The organism is Pseudoflavonifractor sp. An176, assembly GCF_002160435.1.
GTDB lineage: Bacteria > Bacillota > Clostridia > Oscillospirales > Oscillospiraceae > Enterenecus > Enterenecus faecium.
This window is the reverse complement of sequence record NZ_NFKO01000006.1, coordinates 18,799-41,251: the sequence shown is the minus strand read 5'-3', so window position 1 is coordinate 41,251 and position 22,453 is coordinate 18,799. Positions and strand designations below refer to the sequence as shown.

23 protein-coding genes are annotated in these 22,453 nt (G+C 61.8%); 10 read left to right on the top strand and 13 right to left on the bottom strand.

From position 1 onward, the window contains the following. Positions 1-22 precede the first annotated feature (22 nt). From ybeY to B5F12_RS04970, 4 genes are read right to left on the bottom strand one after another with little or no spacing between them, the layout of a single operon-like run. A complete protein-coding gene (gene ybeY / locus B5F12_RS04985; protein WP_087231224.1) occupies positions 23-517 on the bottom strand; it encodes an rRNA maturation RNase YbeY in 495 nt (164 codons plus the stop codon). Continuing rightward, positions 510-1,526, bottom strand: a complete 1,017-nt coding sequence (locus tag B5F12_RS04980; RefSeq protein ID WP_087231221.1) for a PhoH family protein — start codon at positions 1,524-1,526, stop codon at positions 510-512. Before B5F12_RS04980 ends, ybeY begins: the two co-directional genes overlap by 8 nt. Before the next feature lie 3 nt (positions 1,527-1,529). Continuing rightward, the gene (locus B5F12_RS04975) at positions 1,530-2,777 is read right to left on the bottom strand and encodes a sporulation protein YqfD (protein WP_087231217.1); all 1,248 of its coding nucleotides are present in this window, start codon (positions 2,775-2,777) and stop codon (positions 1,530-1,532) included. A 4-nt stretch (positions 2,778-2,781) separates the two neighbouring features. Then, positions 2,782-3,057, bottom strand: a complete 276-nt coding sequence (locus B5F12_RS04970; protein WP_087231399.1) for a YabP/YqfC family sporulation protein — start codon at positions 3,055-3,057, stop codon at positions 2,782-2,784. Between the two features lie 131 nt (positions 3,058-3,188). Here B5F12_RS04970 and B5F12_RS04965 point away from each other — a divergent pair, with 131 nt between their 5' ends. From B5F12_RS04965 to B5F12_RS04955, 3 genes are read left to right on the top strand one after another with little or no spacing between them, the layout of a single operon-like run. Beyond that, complete coding sequence (locus tag B5F12_RS04965) at positions 3,189-4,088, top strand: RluA family pseudouridine synthase (protein WP_087231214.1); 900 nt, start codon at positions 3,189-3,191, stop codon at positions 4,086-4,088. A gap of 14 nt (positions 4,089-4,102) precedes the next feature. Next, positions 4,103-5,185 (top strand): DUF3592 domain-containing protein, encoded by a 1,083-nt coding sequence (locus B5F12_RS04960; RefSeq protein WP_087231211.1) that lies wholly within the window; start codon positions 4,103-4,105, stop codon positions 5,183-5,185. Positions 5,186-5,212: 27 nt separating this feature from the next. Then, complete coding sequence (locus B5F12_RS04955) at positions 5,213-5,680, top strand: SoxR reducing system RseC family protein (RefSeq protein WP_087231208.1); 468 nt, start codon at positions 5,213-5,215, stop codon at positions 5,678-5,680. 718 nt (positions 5,681-6,398) lie between these two features. On the opposite strand, the gene rpoD is transcribed toward B5F12_RS04955, so the two are convergent. The 3 genes from rpoD to B5F12_RS04940 form a co-directional block, all read right to left on the bottom strand. Beyond that, positions 6,399-7,712: an RNA polymerase sigma factor RpoD gene (gene rpoD / locus B5F12_RS04950; RefSeq protein ID WP_087231205.1), complete on the bottom strand. Its 1,314-nt coding sequence runs from the start codon at positions 7,710-7,712 to the stop codon at positions 6,399-6,401. Between the two features lie 5 nt (positions 7,713-7,717). Continuing rightward, positions 7,718-9,496, bottom strand: coding sequence for a DNA primase (dnaG, locus tag B5F12_RS04945; protein WP_158096752.1), 1,779 nt, complete (start codon positions 9,494-9,496; stop codon positions 7,718-7,720). Between the two features lie 197 nt (positions 9,497-9,693). After that, entirely contained in the window at positions 9,694-10,698 is a 1,005-nt protein-coding gene (locus B5F12_RS04940; protein ID WP_087231199.1) for a deoxyguanosinetriphosphate triphosphohydrolase, read from the bottom strand. A 140-nt stretch (positions 10,699-10,838) separates the two neighbouring features. Between B5F12_RS04940 and B5F12_RS04935 the strand changes: the two genes are divergently transcribed. Continuing rightward, a complete protein-coding gene (locus B5F12_RS04935) occupies positions 10,839-11,768 on the top strand; it encodes an inorganic phosphate transporter (RefSeq protein WP_087231196.1) in 930 nt (309 codons plus the stop codon). 633 nt (positions 11,769-12,401) lie between these two features. On the opposite strand, the gene galT is transcribed toward B5F12_RS04935, so the two are convergent. The 4 genes from galT to B5F12_RS04915 all read right to left on the bottom strand — a co-directional run bounded on the left by galT (position 12,402) and on the right by B5F12_RS04915 (position 17,365). Continuing rightward, on the bottom strand, positions 12,402-13,901 hold the full coding sequence (gene galT / locus B5F12_RS04930) for a UDP-glucose--hexose-1-phosphate uridylyltransferase (RefSeq protein ID WP_343286312.1): 1,500 nt from the start codon (positions 13,899-13,901) through the stop codon (positions 12,402-12,404). 5 nt (positions 13,902-13,906) lie between these two features. After that, positions 13,907-14,896, bottom strand: a complete 990-nt coding sequence (gene galE / locus B5F12_RS04925) for a UDP-glucose 4-epimerase GalE (RefSeq protein WP_087231190.1) — start codon at positions 14,894-14,896, stop codon at positions 13,907-13,909. Positions 14,897-14,931: 35 nt separating this feature from the next. Next, the gene (locus B5F12_RS04920; RefSeq protein ID WP_087231187.1) at positions 14,932-16,224 is read right to left on the bottom strand and encodes a galactokinase family protein; all 1,293 of its coding nucleotides are present in this window, start codon (positions 16,222-16,224) and stop codon (positions 14,932-14,934) included. Positions 16,225-16,306: 82 nt separating this feature from the next. Then, entirely contained in the window at positions 16,307-17,365 is a 1,059-nt protein-coding gene (locus tag B5F12_RS04915; RefSeq protein WP_087231184.1) for a LacI family DNA-binding transcriptional regulator, read from the bottom strand. A gap of 297 nt (positions 17,366-17,662) precedes the next feature. Here B5F12_RS04915 and B5F12_RS04910 point away from each other — a divergent pair, with 297 nt between their 5' ends. Then, positions 17,663-18,037 carry a DUF5655 domain-containing protein gene (locus tag B5F12_RS04910; protein WP_087231180.1) on the top strand — a complete coding sequence of 125 codons (375 nt, stop codon included), beginning with the start codon at positions 17,663-17,665 and terminating at the stop codon, positions 18,035-18,037. A 50-nt stretch (positions 18,038-18,087) separates the two neighbouring features. On the opposite strand, the gene B5F12_RS04905 is transcribed toward B5F12_RS04910, so the two are convergent. Together B5F12_RS04905 and B5F12_RS04900 are read right to left on the bottom strand one after the other, a co-directional pair. After that, complete coding sequence (locus B5F12_RS04905; RefSeq protein ID WP_087231177.1) at positions 18,088-18,348, bottom strand: HPr family phosphocarrier protein; 261 nt, start codon at positions 18,346-18,348, stop codon at positions 18,088-18,090. Positions 18,349-18,386: 38 nt separating this feature from the next. Then, a complete protein-coding gene (locus B5F12_RS04900) occupies positions 18,387-18,692 on the bottom strand; it encodes a PTS sugar transporter subunit IIB (protein ID WP_087231173.1) in 306 nt (101 codons plus the stop codon). Here B5F12_RS04900 and B5F12_RS04895 point away from each other — a divergent pair. The 5 genes from B5F12_RS04895 to rpe all read left to right on the top strand — a co-directional run bounded on the left by B5F12_RS04895 (position 18,601) and on the right by rpe (position 22,399). Continuing rightward, on the top strand, positions 18,601-19,038 hold the full coding sequence (locus B5F12_RS04895) for an HAD-IIB family hydrolase (protein ID WP_087231170.1): 438 nt from the start codon (positions 18,601-18,603) through the stop codon (positions 19,036-19,038). The two genes, B5F12_RS04900 and B5F12_RS04895, sit on opposite strands and share 92 nt — an antisense overlap. 156 nt (positions 19,039-19,194) lie before the next feature. After that, positions 19,195-19,896 carry an L-ribulose-5-phosphate 4-epimerase gene (locus B5F12_RS04890; protein WP_087231167.1) on the top strand — a complete coding sequence of 234 codons (702 nt, stop codon included), beginning with the start codon at positions 19,195-19,197 and terminating at the stop codon, positions 19,894-19,896. A 39-nt stretch (positions 19,897-19,935) separates the two neighbouring features. Further along, on the top strand, positions 19,936-20,784 hold the full coding sequence (locus B5F12_RS04885; protein ID WP_087231164.1) for a transketolase: 849 nt from the start codon (positions 19,936-19,938) through the stop codon (positions 20,782-20,784). A gap of 2 nt (positions 20,785-20,786) precedes the next feature. Continuing rightward, the gene (locus B5F12_RS04880; RefSeq protein WP_087231161.1) at positions 20,787-21,731 is read left to right on the top strand and encodes a transketolase family protein; all 945 of its coding nucleotides are present in this window, start codon (positions 20,787-20,789) and stop codon (positions 21,729-21,731) included. 17 nt (positions 21,732-21,748) lie between these two features. Beyond that, the gene (gene rpe, locus B5F12_RS04875) at positions 21,749-22,399 is read left to right on the top strand and encodes a ribulose-phosphate 3-epimerase (protein WP_087231158.1); all 651 of its coding nucleotides are present in this window, start codon (positions 21,749-21,751) and stop codon (positions 22,397-22,399) included. Positions 22,400-22,453: the final 54 nt, after the last annotated feature.

Sequence of the window (22,453 nt, the reverse complement as noted above, 5' to 3'; positions counted from 1 at the left end):
CATCCTCCTTTTCACACGTTGGTTATCGGGTCAGTCCAATTTCCTCCATGATGGCGTCCTCTCGGGCCCGCATCTGGGCCTTCTGGGGTCCCTCGTCCAGGTGGTCATAGCCCAGCAGGTGGAGCACCGAGTGCACCACCAGGTAGCTAAGCTCCCGCTCCCGGCTGTGACCGTACTCCTGGGCCTGGGCCTCCACCCGCTCCAGAGACAGCACCATATCCCCCAGGGGGACACAGCCGCTGTCTGGGTCGGCCCACTCCGCCTGGGGTTTCTCCCCGGGGGTGAGGTCGAACATGGGGAAGGACAGGACGTCGGTGGGGCGGTCCACCCCCCGCATGTCCAGATTGATGGCGTGGATGCCCGCGTCGTCGCTGAGCAGCACGTCAATTTCACAGGGCACTTCCACCCCCTGGGCAGCCAGAGCGGTGGCAATGGTGGAGCGGATGAGGGCACAGGTTTCCTCGGTGTCCGCCCCCTCCACCTCGGTGGAGATGGAGATCTGGTGCTTGTCAGCCATGGGTCTTCCTCCTCCCCTGCTTGTCACTCCCCTTATCCTTGTCCTTGGTGGGCTGGTTGGCGTGATAGTAGTCGTCATAGGCCTTGATGATGCGCTGGACAATGACGTGGCGCACCACGTCCTGGTCGGTGAGCTGGCAGATGGCGATGTCCTCCACCCCACGCAGCACCCGCATGGCCTCCTTCAGGCCGCTGGTCTTGTCGGCGGGCAAGTCGATCTGGGTCACGTCGCCGGTGATGACCACCTTGGAGCCGAAGCCCATACGGGTGAGGAACATTTTCATCTGCTCCCGGCTGGTGTTCTGGGCCTCGTCCAGGATGATAAAGCTGTCGTCCAGGGTGCGGCCACGCATGTAGGCCAGAGGGGCCACCTCGATGTTGCCCCGCTCCAGGTACTTCTGATAGGTCTCCGCCCCCAGCATGTCAAAGAGGGCGTCGTACAGGGGGCGCAGGTAGGGGTCCACCTTGGACTGCAAGTCGCCGGGCAGGAAGCCCAGCCGCTCCCCCGCCTCCACCGCCGGACGGGTGAGGATGATGCGGTTGATCTGCTTTTCCCGGAAGGCGGCCACGGCTGCGGCCACCGCCAGGTAGGTCTTACCGGTACCGGCAGGGCCCACACCCAGGGTGACGGTGTTGTTTTTAATGGAGTCAATATACTTCTTCTGGCCCACGGTCTTGGCCTTGATGGGCTTGCCCTTGGCGGTGACGCACACCACATCCCCCGCCAGCTGGGCGATCTTGCCCTCGTTGCCCGCCCGCACCAGTTCAATGATGTAGCGCACATTCTGCTGGTTGATGGGCTCCCCCTTGGCGGACAGGGAGAGAAGGCCCTGCACCGCCTTCACCGCCCACATCACCGCCTCCCCGTCGCCGGAGATTTTCAGGTTGGACTCCCGGTTTACCACCGTCACCCCCAGCTCCTGCTCGATGATGCGGATATTTTCATCAAAGAGGCCAAAGAGGTTGATGGCCTCCTCCATACGCTCAATGCTGATGCACTGCTCTGTCATTTGTTAAGATTCCTCCCCACTCTGGGTTTCCGGTTCTATGTGTCCGGTGGTACCTGGGCGCTCCACGGTGCGGCCGATCTGTTCCCGGCACTCGGCCACCAGGGACACCACCAGGGTGTCCCCCTCTACCCGGGTGACAAAGTCCTGGTGGAGAATCTCCCCGTCTCCCACCTCCAGCAGCTGCTCCAGCCGCTGCTGCAACAATTCCTTCAACAGTGCTTCCCCCTGCTGTGGGTCCACCTGCTGCTCCTGAACGGTGTACCCCCGGTAGGTGGTGGTCTGCCACCACACCGGCCAGGTGTAGCCGCCCAGTTCCAGGAACTCTGTGTTGGTTATTTTATCATATCCTTCGGGGAAAATGCTACTCTTTTCGAAAAAATCCAGTTCCAGCCCCAAAATTCCCAGGCGGTACCCGGTGTGGGTGTCCTCCTCATACACTTTGGTGGGCACGGTCAGGGGCAGACGCTCCTCCAGGGTGCGCCAGGTGCGGGCGGTGACGGTGCCGGTGGCGTGGACCACCAGGTCCCCGGCGTAGGGCTTTTCCGGGTTTTGCTGGTAGAGGGGAATGGTGCCGCTGATGAGCACTTCCCCCTTGGCCACAATGTCACCATCCACAAATTGCGCCTGGCCTGCGGAAGTCTGGATATCTTCAATGATGCCGTCGGCGGCGGCCACAATGTCCGCCGGGGTGGACTGGTCCAGAAGCTCCGGCTGGGGGTCGGCCTCCTCCACCTGTACCACCACCCGGGTGCCGTAGATGTTGATGGCCATGAAGGACAGCTCGGGCAAGGAGATGAGGGCCTCGTTGACCACCTCCCGCTGGGCAATGGAGGGAGCGTACACCCCCGGACGCACCCCCAGCCGCTCCAACTGGGTGAGAATCACCGCGGAGGGCACCGTCTCATTGCCCACTACCTCCACCACCAGCACGAACTGGCTGAGGATGCTCACCGCCGCCAGGCACAGACCCAGCCCCAGCACAAACCCCCACCGCTTGGACAGCCGCTGGGCCTGGGCCACGCCGCCCCGGCGTGAGAGCACCTCCAGAATGCACCCGCACCGCCCTGCCAGCTCCTTGAGCTCCTCCAGGTCGGACAGGTGCACCCGCACCTGGACGGTGTGGGCGTCGGGCCACTTAAGCCGCCAAAAGCCCCGGCGGTTCTGGGCGCACAGATTGAGAAACCGCTCGGGATAGGCCCCGGTCACCTGGATGACGGCGTAACCCAACAGCAGGTTGAACCATTTTTTCATACCCTCACCTCGTCAACTCCACCGCTGTGATGCGCCCGGTGATGAGTAGCTGGGTGGGGTTCATGGCCCGCAGCTCCAGCCCCTCCCCCTTCACCATCACCAGCAGTTTGCCCGCAGAGATGTGGATTTCCTCCGGTCCATAGGCCAAAATGCCCCGGTGTGGCTCCATGCGCAGCTCCCCGTCTCCGATGAGCTCCAGCCGGGGCAGCCCCGCCAACACATCCCCCGGCACATCCAACAGCCGGGAGGCCCGCTCCAACAGGCTCTGCTTTTTCTCCATGTCCATCACCTCTGGAAACTCTATGAACCATCAGCCCTCCACTTGCCTGTCCCAATGGGATTTTACGTGGACATTTGCCCCAGGTTGTGATAGAGTAAAGAGAAATGTGAAGAAAAGGCGGTACAACATCCATGCAACCAAACAACTCCAAATACCGGGATAAGAGCCGGGAGCCCAGCTACACGGTAGCCGAGCCCACCACGCTCCTTCCCTTTCTGCTCGGTACCCTCAAGGGGAAGAGCCGCAACAACGTCAAGTCCCTGCTCTCCCGCAAGCTGGTGACGGTGGACGGCAAGCCCACCTCCCAGTTCGACACGCCCCTGGCCCCCGGCCAGGTGGTGACCATCCTGTCCGTGTCCGCTCCCAAGCAGGACACCCTCCCCTTCCCCATTCTCTTTGAGGACGAGCACCTCATTGTGGTCAACAAGCCCGCCAAGCTTTTGAGCGTGGGCAACGAGAAGGAGAAGGTGCGCACGGCCTACCACATGGTCACCGACTACGTGAAGAGCCAGCACATCGACAACCGCATCTTTGTCATCCACCGTCTGGACCGGGACACCTCCGGGGTGCTGATGTTCGCCAAGGACGAGGCCACCAAGGAGCTGTTCCAGTCCCGTTGGAACGACATCGTCACCCGCCGGGGCTATCTGGCGGTGGTGGAGGGCACTCCTCGCCCCGAGCGAGACACCATCCACTCCTACCTGGTGGAGACCAAGACCCACATGATTTTCTCCGGTGACCCCGGCCCCGGGGCCAAGGAGGCCATCACCAACTACGAGGTCATCAAGTCCGGCTCCGGCTATTCCCTGCTGGATATCTCCATTGACACTGGCCGGAAAAACCAGATTCGTGTCCACATGATGGAGCGAGGCTGTCCCATTGCCGGGGACAAGCAGTATGACGCCCGCACCAACCCCATCGGGCGGCTGTGCCTCCACGCTAACGAGCTGTCCTTCACCCACCCCGCCACCGGACAGCCCACCACCTTCAAGGCCAAGATGCCCCGGGACTTCAACCGAGTGTTCCGCTGAGATGGGCAAACGCCATGAACAGATACAAAGACACATCCAGGCAGGCCCGGACCCGGGACCAAAGCCTGGAATCCACCGCCACAGAACCTGAGCCTGAGCGGTGTGAAATCACCGGAAGGCCCAACGGCAAGAGCTATCTGGTGTTGGCAGGGGTGATTTTGGCGCTGCTGGTTTTGGTCCTACTGCCCATCCTCCTGCACAGCGTGACCACCCACAAGAATTCCCTGGCCCTTCTCTCCGGCGTCGGCGCTGTGGCCATGGTGGGTATTCTGGTCTATTTGGCGGCGCGCTATCGGTGCTTTCAGGTGAAGATGGACGCCCAGGGGTTCTACCTTCGCACCACTCCCTTCAACGGCCAATATTACCGCTACACTGATATCAAGGAGTGCCGAGAGGTTCGGCGGGTATACCGTCCCCGTGGGGCCCAGGGCAGCAGAGCCACCCGTTCCTATGCCTTTCTCTTCTTCTTCACCGATGGGTCCGGGGTCACCCGGCAATTCTTCTTTCAGAAGGAGCGATTCAGTCACGAGATTCAGGTGCTAAAGGCCCGCATTGCGGCGGCCCAGCACCAGGACGCCCAGGAGCCGACTCGCCCCACGGCGTCCCCTCGGACCCGGACTGCCGCTTCCAGCAAGGTTCCCCCTCTGCCGCTGCTGCTGTTGGGGATTGTGCTGCTGGGCATCGGGTTGTACCTGCTCTCCCCCCACATCGTGGCCATGCTGCGTCTGAACCCTCAGAACAACAGCTGGACCCAGACCACCGCCACGGTGGTAAACGTCTCCACCCAGGACGATTCCTACAATATCGTCTACTCCTACACCGTCAACGGTGCGTCCTATCAGAACTCCACCACTTCGGACACCTCTATGCGGCTGGGCGACACCATCTCGGTGTACTATAACCCGGCTTCTCCCCAGTTCTCCCGGGACTCCATAGGCGGGGGCACCGGAGAAACCGTCCCCATGAGCAAAACGCTGCTGGGGGCCCTCTCCACGGCCTTGGGCCTGGGGTGTGTGGGTGTGGTGGCCTGGAGCTTAAAAAAGCCCGCCACCGCTCCGGTGAAGGTGCGTCGGGATTCCAACCGAACCGCCCGATAAGATTCGTTTTTTCAAGGAGTGAAGGAAATGCAAGAGGATAAGTGGGTCTATCAAATTGGGAAAGACAGCTTGGCTGTGGTATTCCCCCTGATTGGCTTGGTCATATCTGGCGGTATCGCCATTGCGCTGGCTTTGGCCAACAATCCGGCGGTATTCTTGATCGGCCTGTTTGCTCTGTTCATGCTGGTGATGACGTTGATGGGGCTGTATCGCCGATTCATTGTGAAGTTCCTGGTGGGTGAAAACGGCTTTTATCATCAGACCAAACCGGGAAACGGGCGTTATTACCGCTACAGTGAGCTGGAAAAAACCTGGACTGCCTATGGCGATGGAACCAACGCCCTGTACTTTTATTATCAGCTGCCGGGCGAGCCTCCCGTCCGCTTCTTCTACAACCTCATAGACGATGAAGCGGTGGAGTACATGCTTTCCAAGTTCCGCTCCTTCCACCCCGAGTTGGAGGAGGAAAACGAGGACTGGGATTACGACGAATAAGATAGAAAGACAGGCGGTGATGTTCACCGCCTGCCTTTTTGCCTATTTTGGCTTTTTACAAGTAAACATTGATGTTCTCCCATGTCCTAGGCGCAAACCTGCGCCCCTGGCAGGGACGCTCCGCTGGGGTAACTTTCTGCCGCCAGAAAGTCACCAAAGACCGCCAAAGGCGGGCCTTCCCCCGCCTTGTGGAATCCACCCCGCGGCACTGGGTGGAGGGTGCAACCTTCTCTTTTCGGCCCTTGGCCCGGTGGGGTCACATAGATGGCTTACCAGTCCTATGGGCGGCACTTACTTCTATGTTAGCATGTTCTTCTACCCCCAGGGCCTTACCCTGGTGCGCCGCTGTTCCCAGCGCTCGGATGCCTGGCTCCCGGCGGCGGCAACGCCGCTTCTCCAAGGTAGGCCCGGGCATGGAAACCTCCCAGCCATAGGGCCAGTTGCCCAAGTTGGCCTGGTGTGGTGGCAGTGACAGGAGCCACAGCAAGGGTCACGGGCCGAATTGAGACTTGACGCAGTTCCAACCTCGTACCCCAGGGAGGTCCTTAGGGGGGAACGCCCTAAGCGGGTTTTGGTTCCTTTTGACCGGGCAAAAGGAACCCCCAGCGGGGAGCGTCCCCGCCAGGCTGGCAAGCCTATGTCTTCCTTTCCAAAGAAGTGAAAACCCCGCTGCATCTGCCCAAATTAGAGACAGACACAGCGGGGGGTTGTGCTTCTATTAGCTCAAAAAGTCCTTCAGCTTCTTGGAGCGGCTGGGGTGGCGCAGCTTGCGCAGGGCCTTGGCCTCAATCTGACGGATACGTTCCCGGGTGACGTTGAACTCCTTGCCCACTTCCTCCAGGGTGCGGGTGCGGCCGTCCTCAATGCCGAAGCGCAGCTTCAGCACCTTCTCCTCTCGGGGGGTGAGGGTGGATAGCACGTCCACCAGCTGCTCCTTCAGCAGGGTGAAAGAGGCGGCCTCGGAGGGCTCGGAGGCGTCCTCGTCGGGGATGAAGTCGCCCAGATGGCTGTCCTCCTCCTCGCCGATGGGGGTCTCCAGGGAGACGGGCTCCTGGGCGATCTTCAAGATCTCCCGCACCTTCTCCACGGGCATGTTCATCTCAGCGGCGGTCTCCTCGGGGGTGGGGTCGTGGCCCAGCTCCTGGAGCAGCTGACGGTTGACCCGGATGACCTTGTTGATGGTCTCCACCATGTGCACGGGGATGCGGATGGTACGGGCCTGGTCGGCGATGGCACGGGTGATGGCCTGACGAATCCACCAGGTGGCGTAGGTGGAGAACTTGTAGCCCTTGGTGTAGTCGAACTTCTCCACGGCCTTGATCAGGCCCAGGTTGCCCTCCTGAATCAGATCCAGGAACAGCATACCACGGCCCACATACCGCTTGGCGATGGACACCACCAGACGCAGGTTGGCCTCGGCCAGCTTCTGCTTGGCCCGCTCCCCGGCCTTGATGCTCTTGTTCAGCTCCTGGAGCACCTCGGCGGGCAGCTCCTCCCCGGTCTTCTCCAGCTCGGCCTTCTGCTCCTTGGCCAGGTTGCCAGCGGCCATAGCCTGGGCCAGCTCGATCTCCTGGTCGGGAGAGAGCAGGTCCACCTTACCGATCTCCTTGAGGTACATGCGCACGGGGTCGTCGATGGCGAAGGAGTCCACCAGGGTGTTGGGGTCCACCAGCTCCTCCTCGTTGAAGTCCTCCATCTCCTCGGCGGGAGGCAGCAGGTCCTCCTCACTGAGGATGGGCATCAGGTCCTCTTCCCCGGCGGCGTCCACCCCCAGGTTCTCCATGATGTCGTACATCTTGTCCATCTGCTCGCTCTCCAGGTTCATGGACTCCAGCACTTCCATCATCTCACCGGAGGACAGCTTGCCCTTCTTGTAGCCAGCGTCCACCAGCTCCACCAGACGCTCACCGCCCTGGATGCCGTCCACCAGCTTCACCAGTTCCGCCTTGGCGCTCTCGAACTTCTCCTTGCTGACCATGCTAATGCCGGAAGCCACCTCGGGCTTCTTGCCGTTTTTCTTCTTTTCACTCATGGTTTTCATCCTCCGTAGCTTTTTTTCTGTTTGAGTAGGTCTCTGAGTTGGGCCAAGTCCTGGCCGCTGTGTATGTCTGCCCTGCGGTGTTGCGCAAGGATGGTCTGCTTATAATCGTCTAAGGCCGCCTGAGCCGTGTGCATGGGCTGGGGCTGCTGCACCACGGCGGACAGGTGGTCCATCTCCTCCGGGGTAAACACCCCGTCCAGGGCCGCCAAGCTCACCGGCTTGCCCGCCTGCCACCGCTGCCGCAACTGGCCATAGGCCCGCCCCAGCAGAGGGGCCGAGAAATCGGACGCAGGTAAGTCCTCCAGCTGCCGGAAATAACTGGGGTCCAGCAGCACCACCCGCAGCACGCCCTCCTCGGCCAGAGCGGAGGTCACATTGGTGTACCGCAGTTCCCGCTGCTTGGGCTGGATGGTCTGGGTAGGGGTGAGGCTGCGCCGCTCCTCCTGACGCCGGGCCTGTCGCCCTTTTTGGCGGCGCTGCTGTTCCACCTCCTGGGCCATGGCCTCCCGGCTGATACCTGCGGCGTCTGCGGCTCGGTTTCCGTAGATCTCCCGCTCCACCGGGCTGTTGAGGCCCGCCACCAGACCTGCCGCCGCCTGTAAGTACTGGGCCTTCTGGTCGTCCTGGCTCAAATCGAAGCCCTGGCGCACCTCCTCCAGGCGGTACTCCACCGAATTGGCGCAGCCCTGGAGCAGCCCTTCAAACACTTCGGGCCCCTGATGCTTGATGAAGTCGTCGGCGTCCTGCTTTACCAGCTGGCCGCTGTCGTCCCGCCGACGGGGCAGCTGGAGCACCTTCACTTGCAGTTGGGAGCCTTTCAGCAGGGCGATGGCCCGCTGGGTGGCATCCACACCCGCGTTGTCGTTGTCGTAGCACAGCACCAGCTCCTGGGTGTACTTTTCCAGAATGCGGATGTGCTCTTCCGTCAAAGCCGTGCCCATGGTGGCGATGGTGTTGTCAAAGCCCGCCTGGTGTAGTGTAATCACGTCGATGTTGCCCTCCACCAGAATCATGTTGGGCCGTTTGGTGTTTTTGGCGTAGTTGAGGCCATATAGAATGGACCGCTTTTTGAAGATGGCGGTCTCCGGGGTGTTCAAATACTTGGGGGTGGAGTCGTCCATCACCCGGCTGGTAAAGCCAATGACATTGCCCCGCACGTCGATGACCGGGAGCATGAGGCGGTTTCGGTACTTGTCATAGATGCCGCCGTTTTTCCCCGCCACCGCCAGGCCCGCCTCGATGAGGTCGGCCTTGTCGTATCCCTTCTCCCGCATGGCCAAAATGAGACGGTCCCAGGCATTGGGGGCGGCCCCCAGGCCGAACCGAGCGGAAAATTTGGGGCTGATGCGCCGCTTTTTGGCGATATACTCCGCCACCTGGGCCCCTTCGGGCTGGGAGAGCATAGAGCGGTAGAACCGGGCGGCCTCTTTATTCAGCTCCAGGATGCGCTGGCGTTTTTCCCGCCACGCCCCATTGCTGTTGTCCTCGGGCACCTCCATGCCAGCCTGGGCGGCCAGCTTGCGCACTGCCTCGGGGAAGGGGAGATTCTCCATCTCCATGACAAAGCGCACCGCACCGCCCCCCTTGCCGCAGCCGAAGCAGTGGAAAATCTGCTTGCTCTCGTTGACGGAGAAGGAGGGGGTCTTTTCCCGGTGGAAGGGACACAGGCCCCAGTAGTTGCCACCCTTCCGGGTGAGGGGGACGTAGGCGGACACCACGTCCACAATGTTGAGCCGACTGCTCAGCTCGTCCAAAAATTGATCCGGTATGGCCATGGTTTCACCCCCAATTGTAGCCATAATTCACCTGGGTAACACCGCACAATTCGGCAAGACGGATTTGCGAGTAAATTTTACATCCAGATGAGGCGTGGTTTTGCAGCAATACTTGGTGTATTGCAAAAAATCACAACGAAATATGGGTGCAAAATTTCCGCAAAGGCGCGCAGACGATATTGTTCGGTGTTGCCCTGTTATTTAATCATCCAACGCATGGGGATAAAAAGCTCTTCGAATTTCTCCACGGCGTAGGCGTCGCTCATGCCAGCGATGTAGTCGGTGACCGCCCGCTCCACGCCCTCCCGCACCAGAATGTCCTGGTACTCACAGGGGAGCTTATCGTTGTGCTTGCAGTAGTATTCAAACATGTGGCAGATCATGTCCTCCGCCTTGGACTCCTCCCCTTTTGCCTTGGGGTTGAAGTACACCGCCTCAAACATGAAGTTTTTCAGCTCTGCCATGGCCTGGGCCACCTCTGGGGACTGGTGAATCTCCATTCCCTCCTGGCTATTGGCCACAATGTCCAGCACCAGCCGCTCAATGCGCTCCCCGTGGGTGAAGCCCAGCACCTGGGAGATGTGCACGGGGATGTCGGTGGGGTAGATGATGCCGCCCCGCATGGCGTCGTCAATGTCGTGGTTGATGTAGGCGATCTTGTCGGCGTAGCGCACCAGCTGCCCCTCCAGGGTCTCCGCCATGGGTCCGGTGGTGTGGCGGAGGATGCCGTCCCGCACCTCATAGCACAGGTTCAGCCCGGCGCCGTCCCGCTCCAGGCGGTCCACCACCCGCAGGGACTGCTCATAGTGGCGGAAGCCCCCCTCCACCATCCGGCTCAGCGCCCGCTCTCCGGCGTGGCCGAAGGGGGTGTGGCCCAAATCGTGGGCCAGGGCGGCGGCCTCGGTGAGGTCCTGGTTCAGACCCAACGCCCGGGCCATGCTCCGGGCAATTCCCGACACCTCCAGGGTGTGGGTCATGCGGGTGCGGTAGTGGTCCCCCTCCGGCTGGAGGAATACCTGGGTCTTGTGCATCAGCCGCCGAAAGGCCTTGGAATGCACCACCCGGTCCACATCCCGCTGAAAACAGGTGCGCATGGGACAGGGAGGGATGTCCACCGCCCGCCCTTTGGACTGGGCAGCCAAGCAGGCCCGGGGCGAGAGAATCTGCCGCTCCAACTCCTCGGCATAGGTACGAATTTCCATTTGCACCCCTCCTATCCGATATTTCCTATCACTATATACTCCATATCTGGCGGGAATCCTTCTTTTTATCAAAATTTTTTGAAAACTTTTTTCATACCCCTCTTGTCCCCTCCATAGGGTATGGCAAGGAGGAATGTCTCATGCCCATCCACGCCGCTTTGTTACCCGTTCTGGTGCTGTGCGTCATTCTGGTCAACGGCTGGACCGATGCCCCCAACGCCATTGCCACCGCCGTGGGCTCCGGGGCCCTATCCTTCCGGCCCGCCGTGGCTCTGGCGGCGGTATGCAACTTTGCCGGGGTGGCCCTGGCCTGTCTGTGTTTTCCTGCCGTGGCCGCCACCATGGAACATCTGGTGCGCTTTTCCTCCCCCCAGGCCACCCAGGCGGGGCTGTGTGGGGCGTTGTTGGCGGTGATTTTGTGGGGTGTGGCCGCGTGGCGGTTCGGCCTGCCCACCAGCGAGAGCCATGCGCTGCTGGCAGGGCTGTCCGGGGCGGCTCTGGCCCTGGGGGCGGACATTCAGCCCTCCGCTTGGGTGGCGGTGGGGATGGGACTGGTGCTCTCCCTCCCCGCCGGGGTGGTGGCAGGCCGGGCGGTGTGCCGCGGGCTGGGCCGCATCCCCCACAACCCGATTCAAGGACAGCGGTGGGCTGCCGCCCTCACCGCCTTTCTCCACGGAGCCCAGGATGGGCAGAAGTTTCTGGCTCTGCTCCTCATGGCCCAGGGAGTGAGCGCCGCCCGGCCACCCCTCACCCTGCTGCTGCTCACCGCCGCCACCATGGCCCTGGGCACCGGGCTGGGGGGACGGCGGATTGTGGAAAAAATCGGCCACGAGCTGGCCCACCTCACCCCCACCCAGGGGCTGGCCGCCGATCTGGGCACCGGGGTGGTGCTGGGGGTGTGCTCGGCATTGGGCCTGCCTGTGTCCACCAGCCACGCCAAGGTGGCCGCCATCTGTGGGGCCTCCCCCCATCCCAAGGCGGGGGTGGTGGCCCAGCTACTGCTGGTGTGGGTACTCACCTTTCCCGCCTGCATGGGGCTGGGGTATGGGTTTGCCCTTCTGTTGAGGTGAGGGCAAACCCGGGATGGGAGTTTGTTCTTCTACCATTTCCATATCCTAGGCTTGCCAACCTGGTGGTATACGCTCCGCTGGGCCCGATTTCTCAGCGATGAGAAATCGGGGAAAGAATCGCCCAGGCTTTCCCCCTGGGAACCCCCTGGGGGACTTGGGACAGGTGCCGGAGCAACCCATACCGCCGCTGAGGTATTGGGACAGCCTGTGCTCCTTGCGCCGCTGCCGCTGATGCCTACGAAGTAGCAGTGCAGTTTTTCTTTGGCGAAAGCGTCGGTGCATGGCAGGAACTGTCATCTTACACCCAACACCGGCCCTGTGCTTCTGAGGCAGGTGTTATCCAACCTGGGAAGTCGAGCGGCAGCGGATGCAGCGGCACAGGAGTATCAGCTTATCCCTGGGCCGGTTGGCGTTTATCCAGAGCCATAGGTCTTCTGACCCAAGGGAGGTTCTTAGGGGGGAACGCCCTAAGTGGGTTTTTCCCCGATTTTTGTCCGCTCAAAAATCGGGCCCAGCGGAGCGTACTTGCCAGGCTGGCAAGTGTGCACAAGAGACGTGGTGGAAAGTCAGGCTCCCCAGACAGCAAAAGATCCCGAAGCCACAACCGCAGCTTCGGGATCATGTTTTGTTGTCTTACACCTGTGCGATGAACTTGAGGAACTGCTCCTTGCCCTCAGCGGTGCGCTTATACACACCGGCGTGCTCCAGCACCTTGGCAAACACCAGGCCGGTCTCGTACTGGACGATGTCCCAGGCGTTGTCCTTGGTGATGGACTCGTACTTGGTCTTAAAGCCTTCCGCCCAGTCGGCGTGCTTGGCGGTGGTCTCCTGAGCACGCAGGTCGCCGCCGTTGGCCAGGCAGTCGGCCACCTGGGCCAACTCCTCCTTCAGGCGGGCAGGCAGCACGGCCAAACCCATGACCTCGATGAGGCCGATGTTCTCCTTCTTGATGTGGTGGAGCTCCTGGTGGGGGTGATACACACCCAGGGGGTACTCCTCGGTGGTGATGTTGTTGCGCAGCACCAGGTCCAGCTCATACTTGCCGTCCCGCATGCGGGCGATGGGGGTGATGGTGTTGTGGGGCTCCCCATCGGTCTCGGCATAGATGAAAGCGTCTTCGTCGGTGTACCCTCTCCAGCTGAGCAGAATCTTGTCGGCCAGGTCCACCAGCCGCTCCGGGTTCTCACTGGAAATACGGATGACGGACATGGGCCACTTGACGATGCCAGCGGTGACGTCCTCGTACCCAGCAAAGGTGACAGGAGTCTCCACAGGAGCGGTGGCCATGGCGAAGGTGTAGCGGCCGCCCTGGAAGTGGTCGTGGGCCAGGATGGAGCCGCCCACGATGGGCAGGTCGGCGTTGGAGCCCACGAAGTAGTGGGGGTACTGGCGCACAAAGTCCAGCAGCTTACCGAAGCAGGCCCGGTCGATCTTCATGGGGGTGTGCTCCTGGTTGAAGCAGATGCAGTGCTCGTTGTAGTACACATAGGGGGAGTACTGCAAAAACCAGGGGGAGTTGTTGATGGTGATGGGCACAATGCGGTGGTTCTGCCGGGCGGGGTGGTTCACCCGTCCGGCATAGCCCTCATTCTCCGCGCACAGCTGGCAGCGGGGATAGTTGGAGGCGGGGAGATTGCGGGCGGCAGCAATGGCCTTGGGGTCCTTCTCCGGCTTGGAGAGGTTGATGGTGATGTCCATCTCCCCGTACTCGGTGTCCGCCTTCCACCGCACGTCCTTGGCAATGCGGTCCCGGCGGATGTAGTTGGTGTCCTGGGAGAAGGTGTAGTACCAGTCGGTGGCCTTCTCCGGGTCCTCGTTGTACAGGGCCTGGAACTTGGCCCGCACCTGGCTTGGCCGGGGAGTGAGAGCACCCATGATGGCGGTGTCAAAGAGGTCCCGGTATACCACGGAGTTCTCGGTGAGGACGCCACGGGCGTAGGCATCGTCCAGCAGCTCATCCAGCACGGCGGCCAGGTCGATGTCGCCCCACTCCTGTCCGGGGTCGGTGTAGCTGTCCAGCTTCAGCACCTCCAGCACCGCATTGGTGGCCCAGGTGGTCTCGCAGGGCTCAATGAGCCCGGTGCGGACCGCGTAAGTAATCAGCTTGGAAATGGCCTCGTTCATCTCACTCATCCTCCTTACTTCTCGTAGCCGTGGGGATGGGCCTTGTGCCAGTTCCAGGCGGAGGAGACGATGGTGTTCAGGTCGTCATACTGGGGCTTCCAGCCCAGCACGCTCTTGGCCTTCTCGGAGGAGGCGATGAGCTGGGCGGGGTCGCCAGCCCGGCGGGGAGAGACCTGGGCGGGGATGGGGTGTCCGGTGACGGCCCGGGCCACCTCGATGACCTCATTGACGGAGAAGCCCACGCCGTTGCCCAGGTTGAAGACGTTGTTGTCTCCGCCGCGCATCAGGTAGTCCAGAGCCAGGATGTGGGCCTGGGCCAGGTCGGTGACGTGGATGTAGTCCCGGATGCAGGTGCCATCGGGGGTGGGATAGTCGTCGCCGAAGATAGAGATCTTCTCCCGCTGGCCGTTGGGCACCTGGAGAATCAGGGGGATGAGGTGGGTCTCGGGGTTGTGGGCCTCGCCGATCTTGCCGGAGGCGTGGGCGCCGCAGGCGTTGAAGTAGCGCAGAGCCACATAGCGCAGGCCGTGGGCCTTGGACACCCAGCTCATCATGTGCTCCATGGACAGCTTGGTCTCGCCGTAGCAATTGGTGGGCTGGGTGCGGTCGGTCTCCAGAATGGGCACAGACTCGGGCTCGCCGTAGGTGGCGGCGGTGGAGGAGAACACGATCTTATCCACCCCGTGGGCCACCATGGACTGGAGGAGCACCATGGTGCCGTAGAGGTTGTTGTCATAGTACTTCAGGGGGTTGGACATGGACTCGCCCACCTGGGAGGAGGCGGCAAAGTGGATGACGCCCTCGATGTTCTCGGCCTGGAACAGGGTGTCCAGAGCACCCCGGTCCCGGATGTCCAGCTGATAGAACCGGGCCTTGGGGTGCACGGCCTCCTTGAAGCCGGTGAGCAGGTTGTCTGCCACCACCACGTCACGTCCTGCGTCGATGAGCTCATAAACGGTGTGAGAACCGATGTATCCGGCTCCACCCAAAACCAAAATAGCCATTACAGTTCGCTCCCTTTCGATTCAGTTGATTTTCATCAGCACACCACGGCGCCGCCCACAGCACGGACGGTGAGCACATGGCAGCTGCCAGTTCCCAGCACGGACTCCACGGTGGTCTTGAACTCGTCCAGCATATCCAGAGGCACGAAAGCCTGGATGGTGCCGGCAAAGCCGCCGCCGTGGACCCGGTAAGCGCCCCGGCCCTTGAGGGCGTGGCCAGCCGTGGCCAGAGCCACTGCCATGGCCTGCTCGGCCACAGCGCCGGTGGGGGCAATGTTTTGCAGGTACATCCAGGAGGACTCCCCGGACTGCTGCACCACCTTCAGGAAGGCGTCAAAGTCGCCGCGCTCCAGAGCATCGGCCTCCAGGGCCACCCGCTGGTCGTCGGCGAAGAAGTGCAGGGCACGGAGCACCGCCCGGTCGCCCACAGCCTTACGCAGGCCGGGCATATCCGCCCAGATGCGGCTCTCGTCCACCTCCCGCAGCACCTCGCAGCCAAAGTAGGCGGCCACCGCCTTCATCTCCTGGGGAATGGCGGCGTACTCCGCGGTGAGGTCGGCGTGGTCAGCACCGGAGTCGATGATGCACAGGGCGTGGCCGTAGCCCGCCAGATCCACCTGGATGGGACGCACCACGGGGTTGGCGGTGTCGGCAAAGTCGATGGCCACAGCGCCGCCCACCGAGGAGGCGGTCTGGTCCATCAGGCCGCAGGGCTTGCCGAAGAACACGTTCTCGGCATACTGGCCGATCTGGGCGATGGTGACGGCGTCCAGAGCATCCCCGCACACCAGGTGGTTGAGGATGACCCCGATGGTCACCTCACAGGCGGCGGAGGAGGACAGGCCGGAGCCGGGCAGCACCTTGCTGGTGGCGTAGGCGTCGAAGCCCACAGGAGTGTAACCCCGCTGAGCAATGCCAGCGGCCACGCCACGCACCAGAGCGGCAGTGCCCTCCTTCTCCTCTTCCACAGGCTCCAGGTTGTCCAGGTTCACCTCCACCATGTGCCAGCCCTCAGACATAAACCGGATGGTATTGGTGCCGTTGGGGGCAGCGCACACCAAAAAGTCCAGGTCCACAGCAGCGGCCAGAACCCGGCCCCGCTGGTGGTCGGTGTGGTTGCCGCAGATCTCGGTGCGGCCGGGGCCGGTGTACAGCCCTGCGTCTGCCTGGTTTCCAAACAGCTTGATGAATTCTTCTGTGACATGAATGCTGCGCTCACGTCCCTGCTCCAAGGCCTTGCCGCCGTCGTGCAGGTCGTACACACGGGCCAGAGACTCGTCCAGCTGGCCCGCCTTCAGCTCCTCCAGGAGCTTGTTGCAATCGTGCATGTCCTCTCACCTCTCCATTTCTTGTTGTTAATAAAAGTATACTTTTATTTTACTAAAAATTCAACCATTTCTTCTGATCAAATTATTCTTTGGAGTCTTGCACAAAATCCCGGGGAGTCGTTGTGCTCTTTCGCTCAATCATCGTGGGGGGCACCACCACTTTCAAGGGCAGGGTGCGCTCCGCCTCCCGGCCGGGCAGGGGTACCCGGGTGCGCAGCAGGTCCAACGCGGTGGCGGCCATCTGCTCCACATGGGCGGAGATGGACGTCAGGGGCGGGTCCAACAGGGCAGACCGGGGGGTGTTGTTAAAGGACACCACCGAAATCTGTTCCGGCACCGAGATATTCAGCTCCCGCATGGCCCGCACGGCACCGATGGCCACCTCTTCGTTGGCGGCGATGAAGGCAGTGGGGCGATCTCCACCCCGGGCCAGGAACTGTTCCACCGCCATGGCGGCCTCGTCGGTCTGCATGGGACAGTCCAGCAGCCACTCGGTGCGCAGAGCACCCCGGTGCTCCATCTGTTCCACAAACAGCTTGCGCCGGGTCTCCAGGGCCCGCTGGCGCAGGTCGTCGTACTTCCACTCGGGGCCGATGAAGCCAATTTTCCGGTGTCCCAGCTTCTCCAGGTGCTCCAAGGCCAGGGAAATGCCCAGGGAGTAGTTGAGAACCACCGAGTCGTGCTGGCTCTCCCGGGGAGAGGAGTCCACAAATACCAGGTTGGGGCACAGCCCCGCCAGGGACCGGATCTGGTCGGGCTCAAACAGGCCGATGGCCACGATGCCGTCCAGCTTCTCCCCTCCTGTGGGTACCACAAACTCACTGCCCCGGTTTTCCAGGGCCACTGCCGTATATCGCTTGTCCAGGCAGCGCTGGCGCACAAATCCGCTCAAATACAGGTAATAAGGGTCGTCCAACTGCTGCACCGGGGAGAGCATCTCTGCGATGCCAACCCGCAGCACGCCCTTGGGGGTGCGTCCCCGTCTGCTCTTGGTCTGGGTGTAGTTCAGCCGCCCCGCCTCCTCCAATACCTTCCGGCGTGCCTCGGGGGTGACGGAAAGCTGTGGATCACCGGACAAAATCCGGGAGATGGTGGCGGGCGAGTAGCCGGTGCGCTGTGCAATTTCTTTCAGCGTTGCCATGGGCTCCGCCCCCTTTCTATTTCGGTAAAAATTATTTTATCATTGTTCTGCCCAGTTGGCAATGACCTTTTCACAGGAATTCGTGATTTCCTCCTGCTTTTCTAGATTCTCCCCTGGCTGCTTTGTCGGTTTCACACAACAAAGATATTTCTTTCCCACGGTGTCCCTGAAAATTGTCTGCAAACTGCCGAAAAATGTCCCTGCAACCGGTGGAAAATTTATCTCCGCTCCGCTATACTATATTTTATCACAAATACAGGCCCCAACCCCCAGAGGCCATATCCGGAGGTGTTCGAGATGTCCAACGACGAACTGCTGTTTTTCACTTCCATGCCCCAGATGCTCCCCCTCTACACGGCGCTGCGGGACCAGCTGGACCAGCTCCACCCCAACGTCACCGCCAAGGTGGGAAAAACTCAGATTTCTCTGCGCAACCGTTACGTGTTTGCCACCGTGTCCCTGCCCTGGCGCAAGGTCAAGGGGTGGCCGGAGGAGTATCTGCTGCTCTCCTTTGGCCTGTCCTACCACAAGGAGCACCCCCGCATTGCCCTGGCGGTGGAGCCCTACCCCAACCGCTGGACCCACCACGTACTCCTCACCCGCCTGGACGACCTGGACGAGACGGTGATGGGGTGGGTGGAGGAGGCCTACCAGTTCTCCATGGAAAAGTAACAAAAAAGCACCTGTCTGGATGCCATCCAAACAGGTGCTTTTTCTTGTAGTTACAGGTTCTCTTCCAGGAACTTCTTCATGGCAGCGGCAGCCTCTTCCTCCCGCTCCCCTTCCACCGTGATGGTGATCTCGTGGCCCTTCTTGATGGCCAGGCCCATCAGCTTCATCAGCTGAGAGGCCTTCACCGTCTTGCCCTCCTTGGTGATGGAGATGACGGTGGGCTCAAAGCTCTTGGCCACCTTGGCCAGCTGTCCGGCGGGGCGGGCGTGGATGCCCAGCTCGTCACGAATGGTATAGCTAAACTGAATCATAACCGTGTTTCCTCCTTTTTCGATCTCCGTCCGGCCTCTTACAGCAGACCGGCGTCCTTCAGGGCCTGCTCGATCTCGGGGGCAGACATGACGTTGCGCAGAGGGATGACCACGGTGCCAGCCTTCTTGGCGTCCTCAAAGTTCTTCTCGAAAGTGCGGGCGCAGAACAGCACATCGTAGTTGCGGGCGGCGGACTTGCCCTCGGACACGGGACAGTGGCGCAGCTCGGCGGGCTTGACGTTGAACTTCTTCATGACCTTGTCGATGGCCTTCTCCATCATCAGAGAGGAGCCAGCGCCGTTGGCGCAGCAAGCCAGCAGTTTCTTATTATCCAGGTTAGCCATAACAATAGCCCCGCTGGAGACGTTCCGCCAGTGGGTGCTGGAGGAATACCCCCAGCAGCTGGACGCGTTCTTCTCCTGCCAGGCTTATTTGGAGATCATCCCCCGGGGTTTAAGCAAGGGAAACGCCCTGGTGCAGCTGGCCCAGCGGCTGGGCATTCCTATCGAAAACACCGTGGCGGCGGGGGACGCCGCCAACGACCTGTCCATGCTCCGGGCCGCTGGAATCGGGGTGGCCATGTGCAACGGCACCGACGAGGCCAAAGCGGCCGCCGACGCCGTCACCTGCCGGGACAACAATCATGACGGGATTGCTGAAATTATTGAGAAATATCTGGTTCATCGGTGAGATTTGTGGTAGAATTAGTGGTGCTACATCCGCTGTCTCACAGGCCGTGGGATGCCCACCCACCTCTTGTCAGGTGATTTGGTGTGCAAAATGTCCCATTTTGGCGGTGAACAGGCGAAAAAAGTGAATATTTAATCATAAATGGAGGGTTTATCTATGCTGGAAGAACTCAAGCAAAAGGTATATGAGGCCAATATGGAACTGCCTCGTCGGGGTCTTGTGACCTACACCTGGGGCAACGTCAGCGGCATCGACCGGGAAAAGGGTCTGTTTGTCATCAAACCCTCCGGTGTGGAGTACGACGAGCTCAAGCCGGAGGACCTGGTGGTCATGGACCTGCAAGGCAACAAGGTGGAGGGTGATATGAACCCCTCTTCCGACACCAAGACCCACCTGGTGCTGTACAACGCCTTCCCCCAGCTGGGCGGCATCGTCCACACCCACAGCCCCTACGCCGTAGGCTGGGCCCAGGCCGGCCGGGACATCCCCTGCTACGGCACCACCCACGCCGACTACTTCTACGGCCCCATCCCCTGTGCCCGTCACCTGACCCAGGAGGAGCTGGACGAGGACTACGAGATGAACACTGGCAAGCTCATTGTGGAGGAGTTCCAGGCCCGGGGCATTGACCCGGTGGCCGTCCCCGCCGTGATCTGCCACAGCCACGGCCCCTTCACTTGGGGCAAGGACGCCGCTCAGGCCGTCTATCACGCCGTGGTGCTGGAAGAGGTGGCCAAGATGGCCATGTTCACCCGTCAGGTGGACCCCAGCGCTGCCCCGGCTCCCCAGCGCATTCAGGACAAGCACTACATGCGCAAACACGGCCCCAACGCCTACTACGGCCAGGGCAAACACTAAGGCTGACCACCAGCCAACACCAAGAAGGAGGAAGTTTGCATGACTTCTGCGGAAGAAAAATCCCTAAAGCTCACCGCCGTCTCCGTGCGGGAGGGCGTGCTCACCGGCACCCACGCCGCCAAGGCTGGACATCCCGGCGGCTCCCTGTCCGCCGCCGACCTGTTCACCTATCTCTATTTTAAAGAGATGCGCATCGACCCCGCCAACCCCCGTTGGGAGGATCGGGACCGCTTTGTCCTCTCCAAGGGCCACACCGCCCCCGGCCTCTACGCCGCGCTGGCCAACCGGGGCTACTTCCCCGTGTCGGACCTGCTCACCCTGCGCCAGATTGGCAGCCACCTCCAGGGCCACCCCAATATGAACCTGACTCCCGGCGTGGACATGTCCACCGGGTCCCTGGGCCAGGGCCTGTCCGCCGCCGCCGGCATGGCCAAGGGCGCCAAGTTCCTGGGCAAGGACATCAACGTCTACTCCCTGCTGGGCGACGGCGAGCTGGCCGAGGGCCAGATCTGGGAGGCCACCATGTTCGCCGCCCACTACAAGCTGGACAACCTGTGCATCATCGTGGACATCAACGGCCTGCAGATTGACGGCCGCACCTGCGACGTGATGAACACCGAGCCCGTGGACGCCAAGTTCGCCGCCTTTGGCTGCGACGTGGTGAAGGTGAACGGCCACGACTTCCAGGAGCTGGAGGACGCCTTTGCCAAGTTCCACGCCAACCACGGCACCGGAAAGCCCACCGCCATCCTCATGAAGACCACCAAGGGTAAGGGTGTGTCCTACATGGAGGATCAGGCCGGCTGGCACGGCAAGGCTCCCAACGACGAGGAGTACGCACAGGGTATGGCAGAACTGGCAGCCGCTCGGGCTGCCCTGGAGGTGTAATCATGGCAGACGTAAAGAAAGTTGCAACCCGTGACAGCTACGGCAACGCTCTGAAGGAGCTGGGCGAGACCCACGCCAACCTGGTGGTGCTGGACGCCGACCTGGCCGGAGCCACCAAGACCGCTATCTTCAAGAAGGCGTTCCCCGAGCGCCACTTTGACTGCGGCATCGCCGAGGCCAACATGGTCAACGTGGCCGCCGGTCTGTCCACCATGGGCTTTGTGCCCTTTGCCGCCACCTTCGCCATGTTCGCCGCCGGGCGGGCCTACGAGCAGGTGCGCAACACCGTGGGCTATCCCCACCTGAACGTGAAGATCGGCGCCACCCACGGCGGTATCTCCGTGGGCGAGGACGGCGCTTCCCACCAGTGCTGTGAGGACTTCGCCCTCATGCGCACCATCCCCGGCATGACCGTCATGTGCCCCTCCGACGACGTGGAGGCCCGCAAGATGGTGAAGGCTGCCTACGAGATGGAGGGCCCCGTGTACATGCGCTTTGGCCGTGCTGCCACCCCCGTGTTCCACGACGAGGACTATGACTTCCAGATCGGCAAGGGCGAGGTGATTCAGGACGGCACCGACGTGGCCATCATCGCCACCGGCATCATGGTGCCCGAGGCCATCGAGGCTGGCAAGGCTCTGAGTGAGGCCGGCATTTCCGCCCGGGTCATCAACATGGCCACCATCAAGCCCCTGGACGAGGAGCTGGTGCTGAAGGCCGCAAAGGACTGCGGCAAGATCGTCACCGTGGAGGAGCACTCCATCATCGGCGGTCTGGGCGAGGCCGTGTGCGGCCTGCTGGCCGAGCAGTGCCCCACCCCCGTGCGCCGCATCGGCGTCAACGACGAGTTCGGCCACTCCGGCCCCGCCGCCGCTCTGCTGCAGCAGTTCGGTCTGTGCGCCGACCATATTGTCGAGGTGACCAAGTCCCTGGTTTCCCAGGGCTAATTTCAAGGAGGCGGCCCATGGTACTTGTTTGTCCCTCGGTGCTCTCCGCAGACTTCACCTGCCTGGGAGAGGACTGCGCCCGGGTGCTGAACGCCGGGGCAGATATGATCCACTTTGACGTCATGGACGGCCACTTTGTGGACAACCTCAGCTTCGGCCTGCCCGTTTTGGAGACCCTGCACCACGCCCTGCCCCAGGCCGTAATGGATGTGCACCTGATGATCTCCCATCCTCTGCGCTTTGTCCACCGCTTTGCAGAGGCGGGGGCGGACTACATCACCGTCCACGTGGAGACCACCGACAACCTGTCCGCCACCCTGGCCGCCATCCACGGCTGTGGCTGCAAACGGGGCATGGCCCTCAACCCTGACACTCCCGTGGAGGCGGTGTTCCCCTACCTGGACCAGTTGGAGTTAGTGCTGGTGATGGGAGTCGTGCCCGGTCACGGCGGACAGCCCTTTGACCCCAGAGCCCTGGATAAGCTCCGGGCCCTACGGGCCGAGTGCGCCCGTCGAGGGGTCTCCCCCATTCTCTCGGTGGACGGCGGCGTCAAGCCCGGCACCACCGCCCCCCAGTGCACGGAGGCCGGTGCCACCGCCTTGGTGGCAGGCAGCGCCGTATTCGGCGCCAAGGACGCCTCCGCCGCCGTTCGGCAGTTGAAAGGCTAACGGGTGAGAGGATGGGGCCATCCGGCCCCATCCTCTCACCATCTCTCACACATT

What these genes read in the sequence shown, in the direction of transcription:
- ybeY (WP_087231224.1), bottom strand. Translation starts at nt 517, where the DNA reads ATGGCTGACAAGCACCAGATCTCCATCTCCACCGAGGTGGAGGGGGCG.
- B5F12_RS04980 (WP_087231221.1), bottom strand. Translation starts at nt 1,526, where the DNA reads ATGACAGAGCAGTGCATCAGCATTGAGCGTATGGAGGAGGCCATCAAC.
- B5F12_RS04975 (WP_087231217.1), bottom strand. Translation starts at nt 2,777, where the DNA reads ATGAAAAAATGGTTCAACCTGCTGTTGGGTTACGCCGTCATCCAGGTG.
- B5F12_RS04970 (WP_087231399.1), bottom strand. Translation starts at nt 3,057, where the DNA reads ATGGAGAAAAAGCAGAGCCTGTTGGAGCGGGCCTCCCGGCTGTTGGAT.
- B5F12_RS04965 (WP_087231214.1), top strand. Translation starts at nt 3,189, where the DNA reads ATGCAACCAAACAACTCCAAATACCGGGATAAGAGCCGGGAGCCCAGC.
- B5F12_RS04960 (WP_087231211.1), top strand. Translation starts at nt 4,103, where the DNA reads ATGAACAGATACAAAGACACATCCAGGCAGGCCCGGACCCGGGACCAA.
- B5F12_RS04955 (WP_087231208.1), top strand. Translation starts at nt 5,213, where the DNA reads ATGCAAGAGGATAAGTGGGTCTATCAAATTGGGAAAGACAGCTTGGCT.
- rpoD (WP_087231205.1), bottom strand. Translation starts at nt 7,712, where the DNA reads ATGAGTGAAAAGAAGAAAAACGGCAAGAAGCCCGAGGTGGCTTCCGGC.
- dnaG (WP_158096752.1), bottom strand. Translation starts at nt 9,496, where the DNA reads ATGGCCATACCGGATCAATTTTTGGACGAGCTGAGCAGTCGGCTCAAC.
- B5F12_RS04940 (WP_087231199.1), bottom strand. Translation starts at nt 10,698, where the DNA reads ATGGAAATTCGTACCTATGCCGAGGAGTTGGAGCGGCAGATTCTCTCG.
- B5F12_RS04935 (WP_087231196.1), top strand. Translation starts at nt 10,839, where the DNA reads ATGCCCATCCACGCCGCTTTGTTACCCGTTCTGGTGCTGTGCGTCATT.
- galT (WP_343286312.1), bottom strand. Translation starts at nt 13,901, where the DNA reads ATGAGTGAGATGAACGAGGCCATTTCCAAGCTGATTACTTACGCGGTC.
- galE (WP_087231190.1), bottom strand. Translation starts at nt 14,896, where the DNA reads ATGGCTATTTTGGTTTTGGGTGGAGCCGGATACATCGGTTCTCACACC.
- B5F12_RS04920 (WP_087231187.1), bottom strand. Translation starts at nt 16,224, where the DNA reads ATGCACGATTGCAACAAGCTCCTGGAGGAGCTGAAGGCGGGCCAGCTG.
- B5F12_RS04915 (WP_087231184.1), bottom strand. Translation starts at nt 17,365, where the DNA reads ATGGCAACGCTGAAAGAAATTGCACAGCGCACCGGCTACTCGCCCGCC.
- B5F12_RS04910 (WP_087231180.1), top strand. Translation starts at nt 17,663, where the DNA reads ATGTCCAACGACGAACTGCTGTTTTTCACTTCCATGCCCCAGATGCTC.
- B5F12_RS04905 (WP_087231177.1), bottom strand. Translation starts at nt 18,348, where the DNA reads ATGATTCAGTTTAGCTATACCATTCGTGACGAGCTGGGCATCCACGCC.
- B5F12_RS04895 (WP_087231170.1), top strand. Translation starts at nt 18,601, where the DNA reads ATGACCTTGTCGATGGCCTTCTCCATCATCAGAGAGGAGCCAGCGCCG.
- B5F12_RS04900 (WP_087231173.1), bottom strand. Translation starts at nt 18,692, where the DNA reads ATGGCTAACCTGGATAATAAGAAACTGCTGGCTTGCTGCGCCAACGGC.
- B5F12_RS04890 (WP_087231167.1), top strand. Translation starts at nt 19,195, where the DNA reads ATGCTGGAAGAACTCAAGCAAAAGGTATATGAGGCCAATATGGAACTG.
- B5F12_RS04885 (WP_087231164.1), top strand. Translation starts at nt 19,936, where the DNA reads ATGACTTCTGCGGAAGAAAAATCCCTAAAGCTCACCGCCGTCTCCGTG.
- B5F12_RS04880 (WP_087231161.1), top strand. Translation starts at nt 20,787, where the DNA reads ATGGCAGACGTAAAGAAAGTTGCAACCCGTGACAGCTACGGCAACGCT.
- rpe (WP_087231158.1), top strand. Translation starts at nt 21,749, where the DNA reads ATGGTACTTGTTTGTCCCTCGGTGCTCTCCGCAGACTTCACCTGCCTG.